The 21914-nt window shown below is 68.1% G+C and carries 21 protein-coding genes; 10 read left to right on the top strand and 11 right to left on the bottom strand.

Annotated elements, in window-relative coordinates:
* Positions 1-31: 31 nt before the first annotated feature.
* Genes ACWF4Z_RS29070 through ACWF4Z_RS29055 form a run of 4 tightly spaced genes read left to right on the top strand, consistent with a single transcriptional unit; the run spans position 32 to position 5415 of the window.
* Positions 32-1234 (top strand): cysteine desulfurase-like protein, encoded by a 1203-nt coding sequence (locus ACWF4Z_RS29070; protein ID WP_452246339.1) that lies wholly within the window; start codon positions 32-34, stop codon positions 1232-1234.
* A gap of 38 nt (positions 1235-1272) precedes the next feature.
* Positions 1273-2844: a hypothetical protein gene (locus ACWF4Z_RS29065; protein ID WP_452246338.1), complete on the top strand. Its 1572-nt coding sequence runs from the start codon at positions 1273-1275 to the stop codon at positions 2842-2844.
* A gap of 37 nt (positions 2845-2881) precedes the next feature.
* The gene (locus ACWF4Z_RS29060) at positions 2882-4138 is read left to right on the top strand and encodes an ROK family transcriptional regulator (RefSeq protein WP_452246337.1); all 1257 of its coding nucleotides are present in this window, start codon (positions 2882-2884) and stop codon (positions 4136-4138) included.
* A gap of 8 nt (positions 4139-4146) precedes the next feature.
* The gene (locus ACWF4Z_RS29055; protein WP_452246336.1) at positions 4147-5415 is read left to right on the top strand and encodes a glycoside hydrolase family 125 protein; all 1269 of its coding nucleotides are present in this window, start codon (positions 4147-4149) and stop codon (positions 5413-5415) included.
* A gap of 225 nt (positions 5416-5640) precedes the next feature.
* Here the strand turns inward: ACWF4Z_RS29055 and ACWF4Z_RS29050 are convergent, their stop codons facing one another.
* Together ACWF4Z_RS29050 and ACWF4Z_RS29045 are read right to left on the bottom strand one after the other, a co-directional pair.
* Positions 5641-6486, bottom strand: a complete 846-nt coding sequence (locus ACWF4Z_RS29050) for an ABC transporter permease subunit (protein WP_452246335.1) — start codon at positions 6484-6486, stop codon at positions 5641-5643.
* A complete protein-coding gene (locus ACWF4Z_RS29045) occupies positions 6476-7375 on the bottom strand; it encodes an ABC transporter ATP-binding protein (protein WP_452246334.1) in 900 nt (299 codons plus the stop codon). Before ACWF4Z_RS29045 ends, ACWF4Z_RS29050 begins: the two co-directional genes overlap by 11 nt.
* A 121-nt stretch (positions 7376-7496) precedes the next feature.
* Here ACWF4Z_RS29045 and ACWF4Z_RS29040 point away from each other — a divergent pair, with 121 nt between their 5' ends.
* Entirely contained in the window at positions 7497-7811 is a 315-nt protein-coding gene (locus tag ACWF4Z_RS29040) for a hypothetical protein (RefSeq protein ID WP_452246333.1), read from the top strand.
* A gap of 7 nt (positions 7812-7818) precedes the next feature.
* On the opposite strand, the gene ACWF4Z_RS29035 is transcribed toward ACWF4Z_RS29040, so the two are convergent.
* From ACWF4Z_RS29035 to ACWF4Z_RS29025, 3 genes are read right to left on the bottom strand one after another with little or no spacing between them, the layout of a single operon-like run.
* Complete coding sequence (locus ACWF4Z_RS29035; protein WP_452246332.1) at positions 7819-8484, bottom strand: response regulator; 666 nt, start codon at positions 8482-8484, stop codon at positions 7819-7821.
* A gap of 21 nt (positions 8485-8505) precedes the next feature.
* Positions 8506-9162 (bottom strand): response regulator, encoded by a 657-nt coding sequence (locus tag ACWF4Z_RS29030; protein ID WP_452246331.1) that lies wholly within the window; start codon positions 9160-9162, stop codon positions 8506-8508.
* Entirely contained in the window at positions 9159-10295 is a 1137-nt protein-coding gene (locus ACWF4Z_RS29025; protein ID WP_452246330.1) for a sensor histidine kinase, read from the bottom strand. The genes ACWF4Z_RS29030 and ACWF4Z_RS29025 overlap by 4 nt, the downstream gene beginning before the upstream one ends.
* 146 nt (positions 10296-10441) lie before the next feature.
* Between ACWF4Z_RS29025 and ACWF4Z_RS29020 the strand changes: the two genes are divergently transcribed.
* Positions 10442-10906 (top strand): DUF6069 family protein, encoded by a 465-nt coding sequence (locus ACWF4Z_RS29020; RefSeq protein WP_452246329.1) that lies wholly within the window; start codon positions 10442-10444, stop codon positions 10904-10906.
* On the opposite strand, the gene ACWF4Z_RS29015 is transcribed toward ACWF4Z_RS29020, so the two are convergent.
* Positions 10903-11598 carry a FadR/GntR family transcriptional regulator gene (locus ACWF4Z_RS29015; RefSeq protein ID WP_452246328.1) on the bottom strand — a complete coding sequence of 232 codons (696 nt, stop codon included), beginning with the start codon at positions 11596-11598 and terminating at the stop codon, positions 10903-10905. The genes ACWF4Z_RS29020 and ACWF4Z_RS29015 overlap by 4 nt on opposite strands.
* A gap of 77 nt (positions 11599-11675) precedes the next feature.
* On the opposite strand from ACWF4Z_RS29015, the gene ACWF4Z_RS29010 reads away from it, so the two are divergent.
* Positions 11676-12947 carry an alpha-hydroxy acid oxidase gene (locus ACWF4Z_RS29010; protein WP_452246327.1) on the top strand — a complete coding sequence of 424 codons (1272 nt, stop codon included), beginning with the start codon at positions 11676-11678 and terminating at the stop codon, positions 12945-12947.
* A gap of 107 nt (positions 12948-13054) precedes the next feature.
* Here the strand turns inward: ACWF4Z_RS29010 and ACWF4Z_RS29005 are convergent, their stop codons facing one another.
* The 3 genes from ACWF4Z_RS29005 to ACWF4Z_RS28995 all read right to left on the bottom strand — a co-directional run bounded on the left by ACWF4Z_RS29005 (position 13055) and on the right by ACWF4Z_RS28995 (position 16211).
* Complete coding sequence (locus ACWF4Z_RS29005; protein WP_452246326.1) at positions 13055-14197, bottom strand: sensor histidine kinase; 1143 nt, start codon at positions 14195-14197, stop codon at positions 13055-13057.
* 78 nt (positions 14198-14275) lie between these two features.
* Positions 14276-14914 carry a pyridoxamine 5'-phosphate oxidase family protein gene (locus ACWF4Z_RS29000; protein WP_452246325.1) on the bottom strand — a complete coding sequence of 213 codons (639 nt, stop codon included), beginning with the start codon at positions 14912-14914 and terminating at the stop codon, positions 14276-14278.
* A gap of 28 nt (positions 14915-14942) precedes the next feature.
* Positions 14943-16211 (bottom strand): MFS transporter, encoded by a 1269-nt coding sequence (locus ACWF4Z_RS28995; protein WP_452246324.1) that lies wholly within the window; start codon positions 16209-16211, stop codon positions 14943-14945.
* 142 nt (positions 16212-16353) lie between these two features.
* Here ACWF4Z_RS28995 and ACWF4Z_RS28990 point away from each other — a divergent pair, with 142 nt between their 5' ends.
* Entirely contained in the window at positions 16354-16800 is a 447-nt protein-coding gene (locus ACWF4Z_RS28990) for a hypothetical protein (RefSeq protein ID WP_452246323.1), read from the top strand.
* Between the two features lie 1153 nt (positions 16801-17953).
* Here ACWF4Z_RS28990 and ACWF4Z_RS28985 read toward each other — a convergent pair.
* Positions 17954-18640 (bottom strand): alpha-ketoglutarate-dependent dioxygenase AlkB, encoded by a 687-nt coding sequence (locus ACWF4Z_RS28985; RefSeq protein WP_452246322.1) that lies wholly within the window; start codon positions 18638-18640, stop codon positions 17954-17956.
* A gap of 229 nt (positions 18641-18869) precedes the next feature.
* On the opposite strand from ACWF4Z_RS28985, the gene ACWF4Z_RS28980 reads away from it, so the two are divergent.
* Both ACWF4Z_RS28980 and ACWF4Z_RS28975 read left to right on the top strand, forming a co-directional pair.
* Positions 18870-19643 carry a DUF899 family protein gene (locus tag ACWF4Z_RS28980; RefSeq protein WP_452246321.1) on the top strand — a complete coding sequence of 258 codons (774 nt, stop codon included), beginning with the start codon at positions 18870-18872 and terminating at the stop codon, positions 19641-19643.
* A 128-nt stretch (positions 19644-19771) separates the two neighbouring features.
* Positions 19772-21127, top strand: a complete 1356-nt coding sequence (locus tag ACWF4Z_RS28975; RefSeq protein WP_452246320.1) for an amidohydrolase — start codon at positions 19772-19774, stop codon at positions 21125-21127.
* 1 nt (position 21128) lies between these two features.
* Here ACWF4Z_RS28975 and ACWF4Z_RS28970 read toward each other — a convergent pair whose 3' ends face one another.
* Positions 21129-21845, bottom strand: coding sequence for a hypothetical protein (locus tag ACWF4Z_RS28970; RefSeq protein ID WP_452246319.1), 717 nt, complete (start codon positions 21843-21845; stop codon positions 21129-21131).
* Positions 21846-21914 lie beyond the last annotated feature (69 nt).

Here is a 21914-nt window from a genome sequence, read left to right as displayed (position 1 = left end):
GGAGGGTCCTCGCCGGGAGAGGATGGCGGGTATGGGTGCCTTCGATGTCATCGCCGTCCGGAAGCAGTTCCCCGCGCTGGATGAGGGTGCCGCGCACTTCGACGGGCCAGGCGGGTCCCAGACGCCGCAAGTCGTCGCCGACGCGGTCTCCCGGACGCTCACATCGGCATTGTCGAACCGCGGCACGCTCACCCCATCCGAACGGCGGGCTACCGAGGTCGTCGTGTCGGCTCGCCAGGCGGTGGCCGATCTGCTCGGGACGCAGCAGGACGGGATCGTGTTCGGCCGCAGCATGACCCAACTGACGTACGACTTCTCCCGCACGCTCGCCAAGAGCTGGTCCGAGGGCGACGAGATCATCGTGAGCCGCCTCGACCACGATGCCAACGTTCGTCCGTGGGTGCAGGCCGCCGAGGCTGCCGGTGCGACCGTGAAATGGCTCGGCTTCGACCCGGCGACCTCCGAGCTGGACGACATCGCGCCGCTGCTGACCGACCGCACCCGGTTGGTCGCGGTCACCGGCGCATCCAATCTGCTTGGCACTCGGCCGGAGGTCGAACGGATCGCGGATCAGGTCCACCAGGCCGGCGCACTGATCTACGTCGACGGAGTTCACCTCACTGCGCACGCGTCGGTGGACGCGTCGTACGCCGACTTCTACGTGTGCTCGCCGTACAAGTTCTTCGGGCCGCATCTTGGTGCCTTGACCGCGAAGCCCGAGCTGCTGGAGACGCTGCGGCCGGACAAGCTGCTGCCGTCGACGAACGACGTACCGGAGCGGTTCGAGTTCGGCACGCTGCCGTACGAGCTGCTGGCCGGGACGACCGCGGCCGTGGACTTCCTCGCGAGTCTGGGTGGCGCGGGGGCGAGTCGACGGGAGCGGCTGGTCGGCTCGTTGCAGTTGGTCGAGGAGTACGAAGACAGCCTGTTGGTCGATCTCGAGTCTCGCCTGGCTGCGATCCCCGGGATCACGCTCTACGGCCACGCGGCTCGCCGTACGCCGACCCTTCTGTTCAGTCTCGACGGTCACTCGCCGGCCGCGGTTTCCGAGCATCTCGCGAAGGCGGGAGTGAACGCACCGGCCGGATCGTTCTACGCCTACGAGCCGGCCCGCCACCTGGGTCTCGGTCCCGCCGGAGCCGTCCGCGCCGGGCTCGCGCCGTACGTCGACCAGGCAGACGTGGACCGGCTGGTCACGGCGGTCGAGAGTCTTGACCGTTCTTCCGAGCACTAACTAACGTCTGTGGGGAAAGTAATCTTCGAGGGAGCCGAGTGAGAGCACCGAACGCCGTCTTCGTCCAGGCGAACCCCTCGGACGGGCTGACCGCCGCCGTCCGCATCGGCCCCGGGTGGTCGGCGAGTGGCGTCGAGGTCGGCTGGTCGGACGGCGTCGTCGAGGTCACCGCCGCGACGATCTGCCGGGTCGCGCTCCGCTGGTCCGAGCCCGTGCCCGCCGACGCGACCATCCTCGGCGACGCCTGGGAACGCTCGTACGGAGATCTGCAGTGGCGGCACCACCAACCCGAGCGGTTCCTGCCGTGGTACTTCCTCGCCCACGATCCCGGCACGGGGACAACGAGCGGCGCGGGCGTCGACGTACAGCCGAACGCGTTCTGCTCGTGGACCGTCGACCTCGACGGCTTCACGCTCTGGCTCGACCTGCGCAACGGCGGCGGCCCGACCCAGTTGAACGGGCGGACCGTGACTGCAGCGTCCGTCCGAACCTTCGAAGACCGCGGCACACCGTGGCAGACACTGAACGCGGCAGTCGCCACCATGAGCACCCGGCTACCGGCGCGACCTGAGCCCGCGCCGGTAGTCGGGGCCAACAACTGGTACTACGCGTACGGCGAGAACTTCGACGAGAAGGCGGTCCTCCAGGACGCGACCACGATCGTCGAGCTCGCCGACGGGCACCCGGTCAAACCGTTCAGCGTCGTCGACGACGGGTGGTATCCGGGCGGCAACGCGTCCGGTGGTCCCTGGGACACCGGCACGCCAGGTGTCTTCGACGACCTGGCCGGCACGGCGGCCGCGATCAAGGCGATCGGGGCTCGGCCGGGGTTGTGGTTCCGGCCGCTGCTGATGCGCGCGTCCACCCGGTGGGCCAGTTCAGGTCCGCACGACAAACCCGGGCGCGCGCTCGATCCGTCGTACCCGGAGGTGCTGGACCAGGTCCGCGCGGACCTGCAGCGGTTCAAGGGCTGGGGGTTCGAGCTGGTGAAGCACGACTTCAGCACGTACGACGTCTTCGGCCGGTTCGGGCCGGCGATGGGGTCGCGCCTGACGAGCGACGGGTGGCAGCTCCACGATCCGACTCGGACCACGGCCGAGATCGTGCTCGCGTTCTACCGCGAGATCCGGTCCGCGGCGAACGACGTCGTACTGATCGGCTGCAACACGGTCGGGCATCTTGCCGCCGGGCTGGTCGACGTCCAACGGACCGGGGACGACACGTCCGGTCGGGACTGGGAGCGGACTCGGAAGATGGGCGTGAACACGCTCGCGTTCCGCCTGCCGCAGCACAACCGGTTCTTCACCGTGGACGCCGACTGCGTCCCGAGTACTCCGCAGACGCCGTGGGAGCTCAACCAGCGCTTCCTGGATCTGGTCGCCCGATCGGGCACCGCGCTGTTCCTGTCGATCGATCCAACCACGCGCACGGATCGGTCGGACCAGGCGCTGCGAGACGGTATACATTTGGCGCTCAGTGGTGGCGACGCGTCGGGAATCGAGCCGCTGGACTGGCTCGTGAACACCACCCCCAATCGGTGGCGGACGGGGGCCGAGTCGCTGCACTACGACTGGTCGCGTCCGTGGGGTGCGGATCCACGTGCGGACTGACAGTGTTGGTGACTGTGTTCATTGACTGGGGGAGTTTGTGAGCGTACGCCGGGGCACGAACCTCGATCGCGTCGGCGGCTTCAACGACGCGGTCGTGCTGGACGCGATCCGGCGCAGTGAGCACCTGAGCCGCGTCGAGCTGGCCGAGGTGACGGGCCTGTCCGGGCAGGCGATCTCGAACATCATCCGCAGGCTCCTCGTGGCCGGCCTCGTGCGCGAAGCGGGCCGCTTGCGAGGCGCCGGCCTCGGCAAGCCGCGCACGCTCCTCGAGCTCGAACCCACCGGCCAGTACGCCGTCGGTGTCCACCTCGACCCAGCCGTCGTCACCGTCGTACTGCTCGATCTCACCGGCGACGTGATCGCGCGCCGCCGGGTCGAGACGCCGTACGCCGACGACCCCGTCGTACTCATCGACGGCATCGGCTCGATGATCGAGGACGTGATCATCGCGGCCGAGGCACCGCGCGACCGGATCATCGGGGTCGGGATCGCCGCGCCGGGTCCGGTCGATGTGGACCGCGGGGTCGTGGTCGATCCGCCGAACCTGTCCGCCTGGCACCTCGTGCCGCTGCGCGACGAGCTGCACGAACGAACCGGACTGCCGGTGTTGCTGGACAAGGATGTGACTGCCGCCGCAGCCGCCGAGAAGTGGGCCGGGGGAGGCGGGAGCTTCGTCTTCTTCTACCTCGGGACCGGCGTGGGTGCGGGCCTGGTGATCGGTGACGAGGTCGTCCGCGGAGCGTCCAGCAACGTCGGCGAGATCGGCCACGTGATCGTCGAACCGGACGGACCGGTCTGCTTCTGCGGGCGACGCGGGTGTGTCGGTCCGACCAGTCAACCGCGATACCTCGTGCAGCAGGCGATCCAGGCCGGAGTGGTTGCCCAGGGCATCGACCTCGAGGACCGCCGGGCGGTGGATGCAGCCCTCGCCCAGCTGTGTGCGGACGCGGCGGCGGGCCCGGGTGCGGCGCGTGAGATCCTGACCGCATTGGCCGGGCGGATCGCCAAAGTGGTCGAGGACATCGCGAACCTGCTGGACCTGGAGCGCGTGGTGTTCGGTGGTCCACACTGGGAGGAGCTCGCGCCGTTGCTGGCCGACGGTGTCCGGGCCGCGCTGGACGGACGCTTCCTGGTCCGGGCGGTGCACCCGTTCGACGTCGCCGGTACGGCGCTCGGCGTCGATGTCGCCGCGATCGGGGCGGCCAGCCTGGTGCTCGGCCAGACGTTCTCGCCGAATCCTTCGGTGTTGCCCCCAGTGTTCATGGAAAGCCGCGAACTCGCCGCTGAAAGGTGACTGTGTTGATGATCGATCCCGAGGTCCTGGCCCGGGCCACCGCGGCGGTACAGCGGGCGACCGGCGACGAGACGATCGCGGAGATGTTCCGGGCCTCGATGGCCGAGAACCTGCCCGCTGTCGCGGAGCGGTTGCCGGACGGGACGACGTTCGTACTGACCGGGGACATCCCGGCGATGTGGCTGCGTGACTCCGCCGCTCAGCTCCGGCCGTATCTGCTGCTGTGCAAGGACGATCCGGCGCTGCAGGAGGTGCTGATCGGCGTGCTGCACCGGCAGCTCGAGTACGTCGTACTCGATCCGTATGCGAACGCCTTCAACCGCGAGGCGAACGGCGCCGGGCACATCCACGACGAGACCGAGATGTCGCCGTGGGTGTGGGAACGCAAGTACGAGATCGACTCGCTGTGCTTCCCGCTCGAGCTCGCGTACCGGTTGTGGCGCATCACCGGACGGGCCGACGTGATCGACGAGCGCCTGCGGGCCGCGGGGTTGGCGATCATCGAGCTGTGGACGGTGGAACAGGATCACGAGGCGAGGTCGCCGTACCGGTTCCAGCGGCACCACTCGGTGCCGTCGGACACGCTGGTGCGTGACGGTCGTGGTCGGCCGACGCAGCCGACGGGGATGTCGTGGAGTGCGTTCCGGCCCAGTGACGATGCGACGGAGCTCGGGTTCAACGTGCCCGGGAACATGTTCGCGTCGGTCGTTCTCGGGTATTTGCAGGAGATGGCGGCCGAGGTGTTCGGGGACGAGTCGCTGGCGGCGCGGGCCAAGGAGCTCAAGGCCGGCATCGACGACGGCATCGCCCGGTACGGCGCTGTCGACCACCCGGTGCATGGGCGCGTGTACGCGTATGAGGTCGACGGCACCGGCGACGCGTTGCTGATGGACGACGCGAACATGCCAAGCCTGCTGGGGATCCCGCTCACCGGGTACGCTGCCGCCGACGATCCGACGTACCTGGCGACCCGGAAGCTGCTGCTCAGCCCGGAGAACCCGTACTACTACAGCGGCACCCACGCAGCCGGCATCGGCAGCCCGCACACTCCACCCAACTACATCTGGCACATCGCCCTCGCCGTACAAGGCCTGTCCAGCACGTCCGCCGACGAACGCCAGCACCTCCTCGAGCTCCTCCGAGACACCACCGGCGGCACTGGCAAAATGCACGAGGGCTTCGACGTCAACGACCCCACCCACTACACCCGAGAGTGGTTCTCCTGGGCCAACGCCATGTTCTGCGAACTAGCCCTCGCCCACGCCGGAGTTGAGTAAGCACGAGCGGACACCCCTCCGCGGCGGTTGACTTCTACCGCCTCCGGCGGCGCGCGCGGACTGGTGTCCGGCCGCTCACCTGGTCTGCGCCGAACCCGGGCGGGGTTCGCCTTGTGGGGAAGGGGTTTGGGAGGATCTTCAGCCCGGAACGGGAAGAGATCCGCCCCAACGTGGGTGTTGCGGATCGGTGGATCAGCAGATGGAAGGTTCTGTCCGGGGGTGAGATTAGGTGATGTCTCGGCGGCGGGTGGACCAGGCTGCCAAGGTGGCGAAGATTGTGCTGTAGAGCAACAGAGTCAGCAGGGCTCGGCCGCCGCCTACTGCGTCCCTGACTCCGGGTGGGGCGCTGTCGGCGGACATGCCGGTGAGGCTGAGGACGAGGGATCCGGCGTTGGTGCCGGGGAGGACGTTGGCCAGGAACTTGAGGCTTGGCAGGAGGCTGTTGACCACGCCTGCGAGCAGGGTTTCGATGCCCAGGATCCAGACGACGCCCAGGCCGATCGGTAGCGCTACGTTGCGGAAGGCAACGGCTAGGAGGGCGCCGGCCAGGCACCACATCATCAGCACCAGCCAGCCGCCGGCCAGACCCTTCACGAGTGCCGAAGGACCCGGCCAGTTCATCGAACCGCCTTCTGCGGCGGCGATTCCGATGCTGCAGAGTGCACACGCGACGAAGATTCCGAGCACCCAAACGAGGATTATGGTCGCGAGGGCGAGGAACTGCGACGCCAGCACCGTGCCACGGCCGGGGCGTTGGGTCAGGATCGTCTTGAGCGTGCCCCAGGTGTACTCACCGCCGATGACGATCGCGCCCAGGACCAGCGCGAGGGCGCCGGCGAAGATCGGGTAGCCGCCGATCGTGTTGTCCAGGACGCGTGCAGGCAGCATCCCGCGGAGGATCTCGCCGCGCGGAATCCCAGTGGTCTCCGGGTTGTCGTCGCCGGTCGCATAACCCAGGTACGGCAGGACGTAGCCGAAGATGAGACTCAGCACCAGCCCGGCGCCGAAGAGCACCCAGACCGCTGATCGCTTGCGGAGCTTCAGCACCTCGGCTCGGTAGCTACCCAACATCGGCCTTCTCCTTCGTGGTGGTGAGCTCGAAGAAGATGTCCTCCAGAGCCCGTTCGGTGCTGTGCAGCTCGGACACCGCGATGCCGGCCTCGACCAGGACCCGGTTCACGTCGGCGGCCTTGCCCGGTTCCACTTGCACCCGCAGCGTGTCGTCGTACTGATGAACCGCGCCGAAGCCGGCCAGGATCGCCTGAGCCTTGTCCTTGGGCGTCGCCCGGACGACGAGCTCCTGTTCGGCGCGCAGGTCCTCGACGTTGTGCTCGGCAACCATTCGGCCGGAGTTGATGATGCCGACCCGATCGCAGATCTGTTGCACCTCACCGAGCAGATGACTGGACAGCAGGACGGTCCGGCCGTCGGAGCCGAGCTCGCGAATCAGCCGGCGCATGTCCCGCATGCCCGCCGGGTCGAGCCCGTTCGTCGGCTCGTCGAGGATCACCAGCTCGGGATCCTTCAACAGCGCGGCCGCGACCCCGAGCCGCTGCTTCATCCCCAGGGAGTACGTCGAGAAGCGGTCCCGCGCCCGGTCCGCGAGATCAACCAGCTCGAGGACCTCATTGACCTTCGCCCGCGGCACGTCGGCGTACTCGGCCAGCAATCTCAGGTTGTCCAGCCCGGACAGGTACGGATAGAACGCCGGCGACTCGATCATCGACCCGGTCCGCCCGAGGACGTCGGCCTGCCCCGGCCGCCCCCCGAGCACCCGCACGCTCCCACTGGTCGGCGCGATCAACCCGGTCAGTATCCGCAGAGTTGTCGTCTTGCCCGCACCGTTCGGCCCGAGAAACCCGTAGACCTCTCCAGGCAAAACTGTCAGATCGACACCATCGACCGCGAGGGTGTCGCCATAGCGTTTCGTCAGCCCTGTCACCTCTACCAACGCATCCATACGACGAGCCTGCCGGTCGCACCCCCGCCAGCACGTCGCCCAGCAGGAGTCACTGCGTCTACCTCAGCTGGAGTACTGGGCCTGGCCCTGTGGAGGTGTTTCATGGTGCCGGGAGGGGATCATGGCCAAAGGAACCGGCACGCACACTCGCCGCTCAGTCATCCTGGCGGTCGTCTTCGCGGCAGTGACGGCGTGGATCTGGTGGAGCCTGCGGCCCGGCTACAGGCCACGCTGCGGTCTCAAGCCGATGTACCCGGGCGACAGCTGCATCAGCTACGGCTCAGGCGGAGGTGGCGGTACCTACAACGAATTGGTCCACGCCCACTACCACGACTTCCGCATCCTCTTCTGGATCGGCCTGGCCCTGACGCTGTTGTTCGTCGGCCTCGCGATCCGCGCATTCGTCCGCGGCCGCCGCCCGCGAGCCCGCCGATAGCTGAGGGTCAGCCGAGCCAGCCCGGGCGGACGAGGCCGGTCTGGTAGGCGACCACGACGAGTTGGGCGCGGTCGCGGACGCCCAGTTTGATCATGGCTCGGCTGACGTGGGTTTTGGCCGTGGCGGGGCTGAGCACGAGTCGCTCGGCGATCTCGTCGTTCGAGAGGCCCTCGCCGACAAGCGCGACGATCTCCCGCTCGCGTTCGGTCAGTACGTCGAGCTCCTTGCTGGCATGGGGTTGCCGGCTCCGCGACGCGAACTCGGCGACGAGTCGCCGCGTGACGCCGGGGGAGAGGAGCGCATCGCCCCGCGCGACCACCCGGACCGCGTACAGCAGCTCGACGGGCTCGGTGTCCTTCACCAGGAATCCGCTGGCCCCGACCCGCAGCGCCTCGAACACGTACTCATCGAGGTCGAACGTCGTCAGGATCACCACATGCACGTCGGTCAGCTCAGGGTCCGCGCCGATCGTGCGAGTCGCCTCCAACCCATCGGTGCCGGGCATCCGGATGTCCATCAGTACCACGTCGGGCTTCTCCGCCCGCGCCACCCGGACCGCTTCGGCTCCGTCGGACACCTCGCCGACCACGGTGATGTCGTCCTCGGAGTTCAGCAACGACCGGAACCCCGCTCGCACCAACGCCTGGTCGTCTGCCAGCAGCACCCTGATCATGCGCCCACGTTAAAGCATCGTTCAGGCCAGGCCGGCGTCGTGGGCGAGCAGGGCGATCTGGGTCCGGTTGCCGAGCTCGAGCTTGGTGAGGATGTGCGAGATGTGCGCCTTCACCGTCGCCAGGCTCATGTAGAGCTCCGACGCGATCTGCGCGTTCGCCTTGCCCTGGGCGACGGCCAGCATCACGTCGTACTCGCGCGGTGACAGTCGCTGCAGCGACTGCTGCGCAACGGTGTGTGCATCGGCCTGGGTCGCGGCTCGGTCCATCAAGCGCCGGGTGATCGCAGGCGACAGAATCGGGTCTCCGGCCGCGACTCGCCGTACGGCGTCGACGATCTGGGCAGGCGGGGTGTCCTTCAGCAGAAACCCGCTCGCTCCCGCGCGCAGGGCGTGCAGCACGTTCTCATCGGTGTCGAACGTCGTGAGCACGACGACCTCCGGTGGATTGGTCCGCGCCCGCAGCCGTCGGGTCGCGACGATCCCGTCCACACGCGGCATCCGCAGGTCCATCAGCACGATGTCGGGGAAGTGCGCGTCCACCGCGGCCGGGACCTCGTCGCCGTCCGCTGCCTGACCGACCACGGCGATCCCGTTCGCGCCGTCGAGCATCATCTCCAGACTCGCCCGCACGAGTGCGTCGTCGTCCACCACGAGTACCCGGATGATTGTCTCGGTCATGCGGGCCACGGTAGCGAGGCCTCGAGGCGGAAGCCGCCACCGGGGACCGGGCCGTGGTCCAGCGTGCCGCCGGCGAGCTGGACGCGCTCCGTCAATCCAACCAATCCGGTCCCGCTGCCCGGGGTGAGCGACGTTCCGTTCGAGGCCGGGTTGGTGAGTTCGATGCGCAGACCGTCGCCCGGCGCGCCGACCACCCTGATCGTGACCGGCCGCCCGGCCGCGTGCTTGCGCGCGTTGGTGAGCCCTTCCTGCACGATCCGGTACGCCGTCCGCCCGGTTGCCGGGGGCAACGAGGCGGCGTCGCCGACCGAGTCGTCGTACGCGATCGTCGTACCCGCCTCGCGCGACTCCTCCACCAGCGCGGGCAGATCGCCGAACGTCGGCTGCGGCCGCCCACCCGGGAGATCGTCGATCTCGGTGTCGCGCAGCACGCTGATCACCTCCCGCAGCTCGTCGAGTGCCTGATGCACCCCGGTGCGGATCACGCCGGCCGCCTTGGCCAACCGCTCCGGCGACGAATCCGGCCGATACTCCAGGGCCCCGGCGTACGTCGCGAGCAAGGACAGCCGGTGCGCGAGTACGTCGTGCATCTCGCGCGCCATCTGGGTCCGTTCGAGAGTGCGGGCCTCGGCGACCCGGCGACCCTGCTCGGCCTCGGCGCGGAGTGCGCGTTCACGCAGCGAGTTCAACACCCGTTGGCGTTCCTGGATCCACTGTCCCCAACCGAAGAGGGCCGCGTGGACGGCGACATCGAGGATCGCGAACCAGAGGAAAGGAAGGTTGCCGATCGGGTGCAGCCACCCTTGAAGGAGATGTGCCACGGCCGCCATCAGTGCAACCAGTCCGGCAGTCCGTGCGCGGAACCGGAACGCGATGGTCAGTGTGGTGGCGGTCGACGCCGGCGTTGCGGCAGGGGAGAGAACCACAAGCACCGCAAGCGCGATCGCCGTGGGTATCGGGCGGCGCGGCAGCAACAGCATCAGCCCCGACGCGACGACTGCGACCGCGATGTCGACCGCAAGCCACTTGTGGTGCGCGGGGTCGGACGCCCGTCCGATCAGCGTCATCGCCGACAACAGCCCGATGACGACGACCACCGACACGTTGGCAGCCCGGCTGGGCCGCCTCGTCACACAACTCTCCATGCCGCCGACCCTAGGCCGAGCCGCCCCGGCTCACCACCGACCAAAGTAGATGCCCCACCAACTCGCGGCCGATGCCCACACCCCTCACCGTCCAGGATCTTTGGCTCATCGCCACTCACCCAAGGAGCCCAGAAATGAGTCCCGAAATGTCCACCGCGAAGCCCGCCCTCAGCCCCGTCACTCCCGCCGATCCCAAGCCCGTTCGTGTCCCCGGCCGCAGCCGTCTGGCCGTCGTCGGGATCACCGTCGTCGCTGCGCTGGCCTGGTGGGCGATCCTCGCTCATGTCGCCGGCATCACGCTGGACGCTCGGCAGGGCAGCCTGATGCACATCGGCGCCGGCCAGGTCGTCTTCGCCTCCGCCGCGCTGGCCTTCCTCGGCTGGGGCCTGCTCGCGATCCTGGAGCGTCGTACGCCGAACGCCCGCACCGCCTGGACCGTCGTCGCCACGATCGTCTGCCTCACCTCACTCGGTAGCCCGCTCTCCGGCGGCATCGGTATCGGCGCCAAGCTCGGCCTCGCGTCCCTCCACCTCGTCGTCGGCGCGATCGTCGTCCTGGGCCTGCGTCGTACCGCCCTCAGCGCCGCCGAACGCTGCTAGTCCTGAAGCTGGGCAGCCTGGTAGAAGCCCCGGATATGCGCGGCCACCAACTCGGCCGCGCGATCCGGTTCACCGGTCCGGATCGCCGTCACGATCCCGCGATGCTCGGCCCGCAGCCTGACCGCGGTCGCCTCCCAGTCCGGCAGATTCGGTACGGCGGCCAGCACGTACTCATGAATCGCCGACCGCAACGACGTCATCACCGCGGCGATCAACACATTCCCCGCCAGCACCGACAACGCAACATGGAACTCCGCATCGAGCAGATGGAACTCCTCCGGCGAAAGCCCGGCCACATCCATCCGGTCCAGCAACTCCTCGGCCGCCTCGAGCTCATCGGCGGCCACGTCCCGCCCGGCGGCCTCGTGGGCCGACCATGACTCCAGCAGGATTCGAGTCTGTACGACGTCGCCCATCGGCAAATGATTCGTTGCCAAGTGCAACCGCAGTACCGCGGTCAACGGCGACACCGGCTCCGCCACGATCACCGCCCCCGCCTCGGGTCCGGACCCGGTCGCGGTCCGTACGACGCCCATCGCCTCGAGCACCCGGACCGCCTCCCGCACCGACGGCCGGCTGATCCCCAGTTGCTCGGCGAGCACCCGCTCACCCGGCAAGCGCCCGCCGATCCGCAGCCGCCCGGCCGCCAGATCCGCTTCGACCCGGTGCAGGACCACCTCGTAGTTCTTCACCCAGCTCCTCCCGACACCACTTGGTGGTCGACTCTACCCGTGTGGTCGGACCACAGGGTATGGTGTGGTCCGACCACATGATCCGGCGTGCCACGTCGTACCGCCCGATCGACCGTCCTGCCGGCCCCGGAGTGCTGATGACCGATCGCCAACTGCCCAAATGGTCCGAGCTCAAGCCGCTCCTGCGGACGAAGCCGATCGAGACGAACCCGACCGACCGTCGGCTCGCGAAGGCGCTCACCATCCCCGATCTGCGCTCGATCGCCAAGCGCCGTACGCCGCGCTCGGTCTTCGACTACACCGACGGCGCGGCCGAGTCGGAGATCAGCCTGCGCCGGTCCCGCCGGCTCTTCGCCGAGATGGAGCTGCAACCGTCGATCCTGCACGACGTCTCCGACATCGATCTCGGGACGTCGATCCTGGGACGACGCTCCGAGCTGCCGTTCGCGTTCGCGCCGACCGGGTTCACCCGGATGATGAACCACGAGGGCGAGACCGCGGTCGTCCGGGTGGCCGACCGGATCGGCATCCCGTACGCGCTGTCCACGATGGGCACGACGTCGATCGAGGATGTCGCCGCGGCGGCGCCGGACGCACGGAAGTGGTTCCAGCTGTACGTGTGGAAGGACCGGGACTCGGGGGAGGACCTGGTGAAGCGATCGGCCGCCTCCGGGTACGAGGCGCTGGTGCTGACCGTCGACGTACCGGTTGCTGGTGCCCGGCTTCGCGACACCCGCAACGGCTTCACGATCCCGCCGTCGCTGACCGCCAAGACCGTGCTCGACGCGTCGCTGCACCCGGCCTGGTGGGCGAACCTGTTGACCACACGGCCGCTGACGTTCGCGTCGCTGTCCAGCTGGGACGGGACTGTCGCCGACCTACTGGACGCGCTCTTCGACCCGACCATGACGATCGACGACCTGAGCTGGCTGCGGTCGATCTGGCACGGGCCGTTGATTGTCAAAGGCATCCAAACCGTCGAGGACGCCCGCCGCGTCGTCGATGCGGGGGCCGACGCGATCGTGCTGTCGAACCACGGGGGCCGACAGCTCGACCGCGCGCCGACACCGCTGCGCATCCTCCCCGACGTCCGCAAGGCCGTCGGTACCGATGCCGAGATCTACCTGGACACAGGGATCCTGTCCGGCGCGGACATCGTCGCGTCGATCGCCCTCGGAGCTGATGCCTGCCTCGTCGGCCGCGCGTACCTCTACGGCCTGATGGCCGGTGGCGAACGCGGAGTAGCCCGCGCCGCCGAGATCCTCACCAAGGAGATCCGCCGCACCATGGCCCTCCTAGGCGTCTCCAAGGTCTCCGACCTCAACCCAGACCACGTCCGCCTGCCGTAGCGTGCACGCCGACAGGACGTGTGCTTATGCGTAGCTAGTGCACCTGAGCGTCGCCGTGCCGGTGCGTACAGCGTCTCGTGGGTGCACTACCTGTCGAATTGCACGCATTACAGCGGCAGAGTCGCGGTGACGCGGAGGCTGCCGCCGGGGGTGCGGGTGGCGGTGAGGGTTCCGCCGAGGGCGGTGGCTCGTTCGCGCATGCCGATGATGCCGTTGCCCTCGGTCGGTGGACCGGCGAGTGACTTGCCGTCGTCGTCGACCTGGAGTACGAGCGATTGTTCGCCGTACTGGATCCTTACCGTGGCGGCGGTCGCCTTGGCGTGCCGCACGATGTTGGTGAGCGACTCCTGGATGATCCGGAAAGCGGCCCGGTCGAGCCCGGTCGGCAGAGGGAGGGGATCGCCGTGGATGATCGTGTGTACCTCCAGTCCGGCGCGGGAGGTCCGCGTGACCAGGTGCTCCAACCGCTCCAGCCCGGCCACTGGCTGGCGTGGTGCTGACTCGTCGGACTGGCGCAGGATCCCGACAATCGACCGCAGCTCGACCAGCGCCTCCTTGCTGGCGTCCTTGATCGCGGACAGCGCCGGTACGGCCTGTTCGGGCTGCCGATCGGCCAGGTGCAGCGCAGTCGAGGCCTGAACGTTGATCAGCGAGATGTGGTGCGCCACGACGTCGTGCAGCTCCTGTGCGATCCGCAGCCGCTCCTCGCCGGCCTGCCGCAGCTCGGCCTCCTTCCGGGTCCGCTCTGCTGCGTTCACCCGATCGCGATGCGCGCGGAAGAGCTCGGCGACGAACCCGAGTACGACGAAGCACGTGCCGACGAGGAGGATCTGGTACACGCCCTGCGCGTTGATCCCGAGCACCATCCGGCCGCCGACATGTCCGACGTACAAAGCGGTCAACGCGGACCAGCCGGAGAGCCGATGGCCCATCCGGATCGCGTTGAAGACGGCGATGATGAAGGCGAAGACGACTGGGCCATACGGGTACTGCATGAGCATGTAGATGAGCGTCGAGACGACCGTCACCCACAGCACCGGGATCGGGTGGCTTCGCAGCCAGTAGAGCGCGAGCGATCCCTTCAGGACCAGCAGGACCATGAACCAGTCCGCCGCGCGGTGCTGGTAGTGCACGTTGTTGGCCGCGCCGAACGAGCCCACCAGCGCGACGATCGAGATCACCAGCGGCAGGGCGATCCGGCGCGCCCGGGACCCGAACGTGGGTGCCGCGATCGGCTCAGACGTGCTCACAGTACGAAACCGTAGAGGGCGGCCGGGCCGGTGTCATCGTCGCCACGGAGTATCCGGGCCTGCTCCCTGCGTGGTACTTCAGTATTTGACTTTGTAGATCTTCTCTTCGTAGCTCTGGCCGTAGTACTGCTCGAGGTCGGTCAGGTCCTCGTCCTGCCGCTCCAGGGCCTTCGCGATCTTGGCGCGGCTCGGCATCGCGTCCGGCTCCCAGGTCTCCGGTTTCCACAACTGTGAGCGCAGGAACGCCTTCGAGCAGTGGTGGAAGATCTCTTCGATCTCCACCAGCAACGCCAGCTGCGGCCGGTTGCCCTTCACGATCAGCTCGTCGAAGAACGGCGCCTCCTTGACGATCCGGGCGCGCCCGTTGATCCGCAGCGTGTCGCCGCGGCCGGGGATGAAGTAGATCAGCCCGACGTGTGGGTTGGTCAAGATGTTGCTGAAGCCGTCGACGCGACGGTTGCCGGCTCGCTCCGGAATCGCGATCGTGGTGCCGTCGAAGATCTTCGTGAACCCGGCCGGGTCGCCCTTGGGGGAGACGTCGCAACTGCCGTCGGCCGCGGCGGTCGCGATCAGGCAGAACGGCGACGCCGCGAGCCACTGCCGGTCGAGGTCGTCCAGCTCCTTACGGGCCTTGCCGGCCGCGGCTGCCAAGGGCGGCGGGACCACGGCGCGCAGGTCGTCGTACGTCGTGATCTCGACCAGACCGGGGATCTCCATCAGGCCGCGTCTCCTCTGCCGGTGACGGTCAGGCGGTCTCGCTGACAGCCCTTGTCCGCGCAGCCCATCGTACGGCGGGACCAGTTGCGCAACTGGTCCCCAGGAACAGGGCACCGACCGCGATCCAGCCGATCGGACCCCACCCGAGGATCACTGTGGTGAGCAGCGCCGGGCCGAGCATGCGGGCGATGGCGGGTCCGGTGCCGAAGAAGCCTTGGTACTGCCCCTGCTTGTCGGCCGGCGCGAGTCCGAAGCTGATCTCCCATGCGCCGGACGCGAGCTTCATCTCGCCGATGGTCAGCAGGGCGGCGGCGACCACCAGTACGGCGGCGGCCGCGGCGGGACTCGTCCTGTACGACGAGGCCGCGAAGACTGCGCACGCGGCCAGCATCGCGAGACCGGCCCACCGGATCGAGCGGGTGGCGGTGCGGAGATCCTTGACACCCTTGGCGATCCGGACCTGGAAGAACATGACGCCGAGGGTGTTGACGATCATCAGCGACGCCACGGCCCAGCTCGGTGCGTTGGTCCGGGTCACGATCCACAGCGGACCGACCAGGCTGATGAGCGGCATGAAGAGCAGCATGATCGCGTTCAGGAGCGCGAGGACGGCGTACGGGCGGTCCCGGAGGACTGCGAGGCGCGGTTCGCCTTGGACCCTCGTGCTGATCGCGATGCGGGGGACCCGGCGGATCAGGACGGCCGCGATCAGGAAGCTCACCGCATCCACCCCGAAGACCGCCAGGTACGCCGTCTCGGTGTCGAAGCGGAGTGCGATCCCACCGAGCAGCGCGCCGACCGCGAGTCCGCCGTTCACCGTGGACTGCAGGAACGCCCGGATCCTCGTGCGCTCGGCCGGCTGTACGAGGCCCGCGAGTAGCGCCTGGCGCGCCGCGGTGAGGCCGGTCTGACTGCAGGCGTAGACAATCGCTGCGATCAGGAAGAACGCGAAGCTCCGGACCAGCAGAAACGAGCCCACTGCGGCTGCGGTCGTGAGCGCCAGGGCCACAGCGACACCTCTGGCTCCTCGGCGATCGGCGAGATTTCCTAGCGGCACGCCGGCCAGGAATCCCAGTAGCCAGGCGACCGTCAGGCCCAGGCCCACCTCGGCGGTCGACAGCCCGACGACCCGGGTGAAGAACAGCGCGGACGTGACGACGAACGCTCCGTCGCCGACCGAGTTGGCCAGTTGGGCCATCGCCAGATCCCGCGGAGCCCCGGCGGGCGGCAGCATCCGGCCGATGCGGCTCCCGGTCCGGGTGCGATCGGTCCGGGTGCGATCGGTGGTGGTACTCATCGGGGTCTCCTCGGCTCGGTGTGTCTTGAGCCTATGGGTGCAGCGGCCCAGCAGGCAGGTCCACTTCGGGGCAACTTATCTGGGCCACATTGCCCTGTGGACAACTCCGATCCGGGGGCGGAATCTCGGCACCTTTAGGAGTATGAGCTTCAAGAACCTGACCCTGGCCTGGACCACCCAACCCCTCTCCGATCCCGCTCTCGCCGCCGACGTCGTCGACCTGATGATCACCCTCGGCGAGCGCCAACGCGGCACGTTCACCGTGCTCCTCTGCGACCCCGACGACACCTACCGAGCCACGATCTCGATCGACCTACCCTCCGAGTTCGACCAGCCGACGCTCGAGACCACCGACGTCTGCTCAGCCGCCCTGGCCCCGATCATCCCGGCGGTCCACACCGCCCCCGGCACCTCGCTCATCCTCGCGCTAGGCCGCCCCGGCCCCCCATCCTGGCCCGACCTAGATGTCGAGTGGGCCCACGCCGCCACCCACATCTGCCAAGCCGCCAACGTCCGTCTCCTGGGCTTCTACATAGCCACAGCCACCGGCATCCACCAACCACTCCTCCAATCCCGTGCCGCAGCTTGAATGGAGGTCGAGCTGCACATTGTCCCGCCCGGCGTGGCCGGAATACCGGCCAGCCGAGCGTGACGACGGCCGGTTGCTCAGTAAGCCATCTTCTCCCAGAGTTCCCACTCGCCGGAATACCTACAGTCGAAGGCGACGATTTTTGGACCACCCATGTCCTGTTGTCCGTCCCGCAGGCAGGTCTCGTAATTCAACTCGCCGCGGACCAATTGCCACCCTGCAGTAGCCGGCGCAGCCGACGCCGCCACCCCACCACTCAGCAACAGCCCAAGTGCCGCTGCAGCCGTCGCAATCACCCTTCGTCCACTCATAAACCCTCCAATTTCCAATCCCACGTCACCCCCGCCAAGCGACAGGAGCGGCCAGAGCCTCTCACGCCAAACGGCCACCAGCCACCCAATCCCAGAAAATCCAACGACCAGATCCAGACAAGCATTCAGGCCAACTCAAGAAATGGTCTAAAACCCCCATGAAAAGGTTTGACTGCAACCGAACCAACATTCCCCAAAACAAATACAATTACCCACCCACCCGAGCGCCCCACCACCACCCACACCCGCGACCTGCACCTGCACCTGCACCCGCACCCGGCGACCCGCACCCGCAACCGGCGACCTGCGCCCGCAACCTGCACCCCGCGACCTGCGCCAGCGATCTGCACTTGCGACCTCCGCCTGCAACCCGCACCCGCAACCGGCGACCTGCGCCCACAACCTGCAGCCCCGCGACCTGCGCCCGCGACCGGCGACTGCGACCTGTGCCCGCGATCTGCATCTGCGCTCCCACCGCCCGACGCGTCGCGACACCGCGTGAGCGGCGTCCGTTCTCACCGCGCGCCGTGTCGGACCACCGCGTGAGCGGCGTCCGCTCACATCGCTCGACGGATACCGCGAGCCCATCTCCCATCGGGGCCCCGACCCACCGCCCGTCGGCTACCTCAACGCGCGACAGGCAGTTCGGCCCTCGCCGCTCGACGGGCAGTTCGGTCGCGCTGCGCGTCCGGCAGGTCGGGTTTGCGGTTCGACGGGTAGCTCGATCTCGCTGCGCTTCCGGCAGGTCGGTCTTGCCACCCGGCGCCTTGGTCGGGGGCGGGAGCCCGCAGCCGGGGTTCGTCAGGTCAGGTCGAGGGATCGCGGCGTCGGCGCGGATGGAGTTAGCGGACGCCGCGGGGGCGGAACTGGATGCTGATGCGGGGGCCGATGCGTCCGGAGGCTTTGGGGATGGCGTGTTCCCAGGTGCGCTGGCAGGAGCCGCCCATCACGATCAGATCGCCGTGACCGAGCGGATAACGAATGGTCGAGCTCACCGGCCCACCACCAAACCCACCGGTCGGCGTCGGTTCTGGTGTGGGTTGTGTTGCTGGGGTTGGGCGGGGGCGGAGGGCGAGGACTCGGGGTTCGCCGACGGAGATGATTGCGACCATTGTGTCTTCGCGGTCTCCTCGGCCGATGCGGTCGCCGTGCCAGGCGACGCTGTCTCGGCCGTCGCGGTAGAAGCACAACCCCGCGGTCCGGAACTGCTCGCCCAGCTCCTCGGCATACCGCGCGCTGAGAGCGTCGCGAGCCTCGTCGAGGATGGGCAATGGCAGCTCTTCGGTCTCGCCGTAGAAGCAGAGCAGTCGCGGTACGTCGACCACCCGGTCGTACATCTGCCGCCGCTCGGCCTGCCACGGTACGTCGCGCGCCAGCCGCTCGTACACCTGGTCCGCCCCGGTCAACCACCCCGGCAACACATCGATCCACGCACCACGGCCGAGCTCGGTCCGCTCGAGCCCGTCCAACGACCCCAACCCCGGATCCTCGAACGCACCAAGCAACGAGCCCTGAAGATCAGCACCCATAAACCCCACCATACCCGAAACTCGAACACATGTTCCCCTGGGTTCTATCGCGCCCCTCAGCTCTCGCCGCGTGGTGCCTGACGGTAGGCGCTGGTCCCGGCGGTCGGCGTCCACTTGCTTGGCGGTAGGCGGGCTGTGCCTGTGGGCGGGATTGCGGTGTGTCGAAAACGTTCGATCTGGGTCGACGTCCCGGACATGATGAAGCACGGTCGAGTAGAGGAGACAGGTCATGGAGCAGGGTGAAACGAGTCCGCGCGAAGGGCCGTCGGGTGCGCGCGGCGCTACTGCGATTCCGGTGGTGGTGGAGCGGGACGATTTTCAGGCTCGGTTGGACGAGTTGCGGATCCGCGAGAAGGCGCACACCCGGGAGGGTGACGCCATCGCCGCAGCTCGGCGGCGGTTGCCGATGGTTGAGGTTGACGCGAGTACCCCGCTGGTCGGAGCGGATGGGCCGACCACGCTGCTCAGCGCGTTCGAGGGACGTAGACAGCTCCTCGGCTATTTCTGGATGTGGCACACCGGCCTGCCGGCAGCCGATCAATGTCCGGGCTGCACGTGGGACAACGCGCATCTCACCGAGCTCTCCTACCTCCACTCACGTGACATCACCTACGCGGTCCTCGCCCAAGGTCCGTACGGCGAAAGCCGCAGCTACCGCGACTTCATGGGCTGGGACATGCCGTGGTACTCGGCCGAGGACTCACTCGAGACACTGCTGGTCGGACGCCGGATCGGCCAGATGTACCTGAACTCGTACCTACGTGACGGCGATCGTGTCTACGAGACCTACTGGACGACCCGGCGCGGCGTGGAGGCGATGGAGGCCAGCTACTCCCTGATGGACCTGACCGTGTACGGACGCCAGGAGCCGGCCGAGGACTCGCCTGACGGCTGGCCCAAGCCCTGGACCGAAAACGGCGGCACCAGCCTGATGATCGACGGTCGCCCGATCCCGCAATGGCGACGCGTCAACGCCGGCCGATCCGACTCCCTCACTCCATAGCCTCAGGCGGGCAGGCACAGAAGATGCAAGCTGACGCGACCAAATACGCGATTGTTGAGGGGTGCAGGGCTGGGTGGTGCGACGCGCTCACCCCGTAGCCTCGGGGACACACGATGGCTGGAGGGTGGATGGCTGGGCTGGTGATCCGTAACGTCTCGGTTCTGGTCGTGCCCGAGACGGACGACTGCCGGGTGGACGAAGCCCAGGACATCCACATCTGGGACGGGCAGATCACCGCGATCACTCCGACGGGCAGTGGACCGGTCGAACCGGCGAACGCCGCTGAGACAGGGGAGTGGGAGGTCATCGAGGGGCGTGGGCTGCTGGCTGTGCCTGGGTTGATCAACGCCCATACCCACAGTCCGATGGTGATGATGCGGGGCGCCGCTGAGGACCTGTCCATCGACGACTGGTTCAACCGGCGGATCTGGCCGATGGAAGTGAATCTCACCCCGGAGCGCGTACGAGTGGGCGCCCGACTCGCCTGTGCGGAGATGTTGCTGGCCGGCGTGACGACGTTCGTCGACCACTACTTCCACGCTGACCAGATCGCGGCTGCCGCTCTGGAGTCCGGCATCCGCGCGGACCTCGCACCCACGTACTTCTCCTCGAGCGACGACGCCATCGAGGCCGCGATTGCCACCACCCGCGAGCTCCGCACGCTGGATCCGAGGATCACCGCGAGTCTGGGACCGCACGCGACGTACACGGTGAACGACGACGACCTTCGGCGTACGGCGGAGATCGCTCGCGCCGAGGGATTCCGCGTCCACCTGCATGCCGCGGAGACCGAGGACCAGACCCGATCGTCGGTCGACAAGTACGGCGTGACACCGATACAGGTCCTCGAACGCACCGGCGTCCTGGAGGGAGGCGCCCTGATCGCGCACGGCTGCGGGATCCGCGACTCCGACTTGCCGATCCTCGAGCGGTACGCCGATCGCGTCACGGTCGCCAGTTGCCCGAAGGTCTACCTCAAACTCGCAATGGGCGCGGTCACGCCGATCAAGAGCCTGCAGTCCGCCGGCGTGCGGGTCGGCGCCGGTACGGACGGAGCCGCCGCGAACAACACGCTCGACGTGTGGGAATCACTGCGCATGGTGGCCCTGACCCAGAAGCAACGCGAAGACGATGCCGAGTGGATGACGGTGTCCGACACCCTTCGACTGGCCACCAGGGGAGGCGCCGCGGCGGCCGGCCTCGAGGATCGCGTCGGTGCGCTCGAACCCGGCCGGCAGGCCGACCTCGCACTGGTCGACCTGTCCGGTCCGCACAACCAACCGCTGCACGACCCGCGCGCAGCCCTCGTGTACTCCGTCCGGGCGTCCGACGTGGTCACGGTCGTTGTCGACGGCAACGTTGTGGTCCGCGACCGGCAGCTCACCACGATGGACCTGGACGAGGTACTCGCCGACGCCCGAGCCCTGGCGCACACCCTCGTCGACCTCTCCAAGGGCGGCGCCATCCAGCACTACGCGCCCTGACTTACCGGGCGGTGAGTGCCTGCACGATGAGTTCGTTGCGGGAGTCCTGTCCCTGCGGGATCGTCGTGTGCACGCCCTGGCGCAGGTAAGTGTTGAGACGCGACGGCTTCGCCGCGAGGAACTCGGCCCACTTGACGATCCGCAGGTTCGAGTACCTGCCCTGTGCCTCCGACAGCTGCGAGTTCACCCACGCGCTGTTCCGCTGGTCCGCGACCTGCACCGCCGACGACTGGGTCGTCCGGGAGATCTGCGTGTTGACCCAGATCACCGTCCGCGACGAGCCGACGATCCTCATCGCACGGTCGATCTGCGCGGCCATCGCCGGTGGGTTGAAGATGTCGTTCGTCCCTGTGGCCATCAGGATGCGCCGCGGGAGCCCGTACGTCGTCGCCCAGCTCTGCAAGGCATCGACGGCGGGAGCGGTCGGCCGTCCCGACCAGTTGTGGACCGCGAGGCTGGATCCGTCGCGGCCGTTGAGCCGGGTTCCCAGCGCCTTGCCGTCCTGTACGGCGATGCTGTCGCCGAACATGAAGACGCCGTCGTTTTCCAGGACGTACGCGATCGTCGCGGCGCTGGAGATCGCCTTGCCCTGCTGCGTCCAGGCGCCGAGCTGACCGGAGCCGTACAGGTCGGCGGCGAAGGAGAGCTCGGTGTTCGCGACGGTCGCTGCCGCGGCCACCGCCCCTGCCATCAGGAGCTGCCGTCGGTTTGCCTTCACAGTAAAAAGTCCTCACAAAATATGGAAAGCGGACCCGGCGCGATGCCGCGGTCGAAGCGACCGCGGCAT

This window comes from Kribbella sp. NPDC055071, from assembly GCF_053608045.1.
This window is presented reverse-complemented; position numbering and strand designations above follow the sequence as displayed.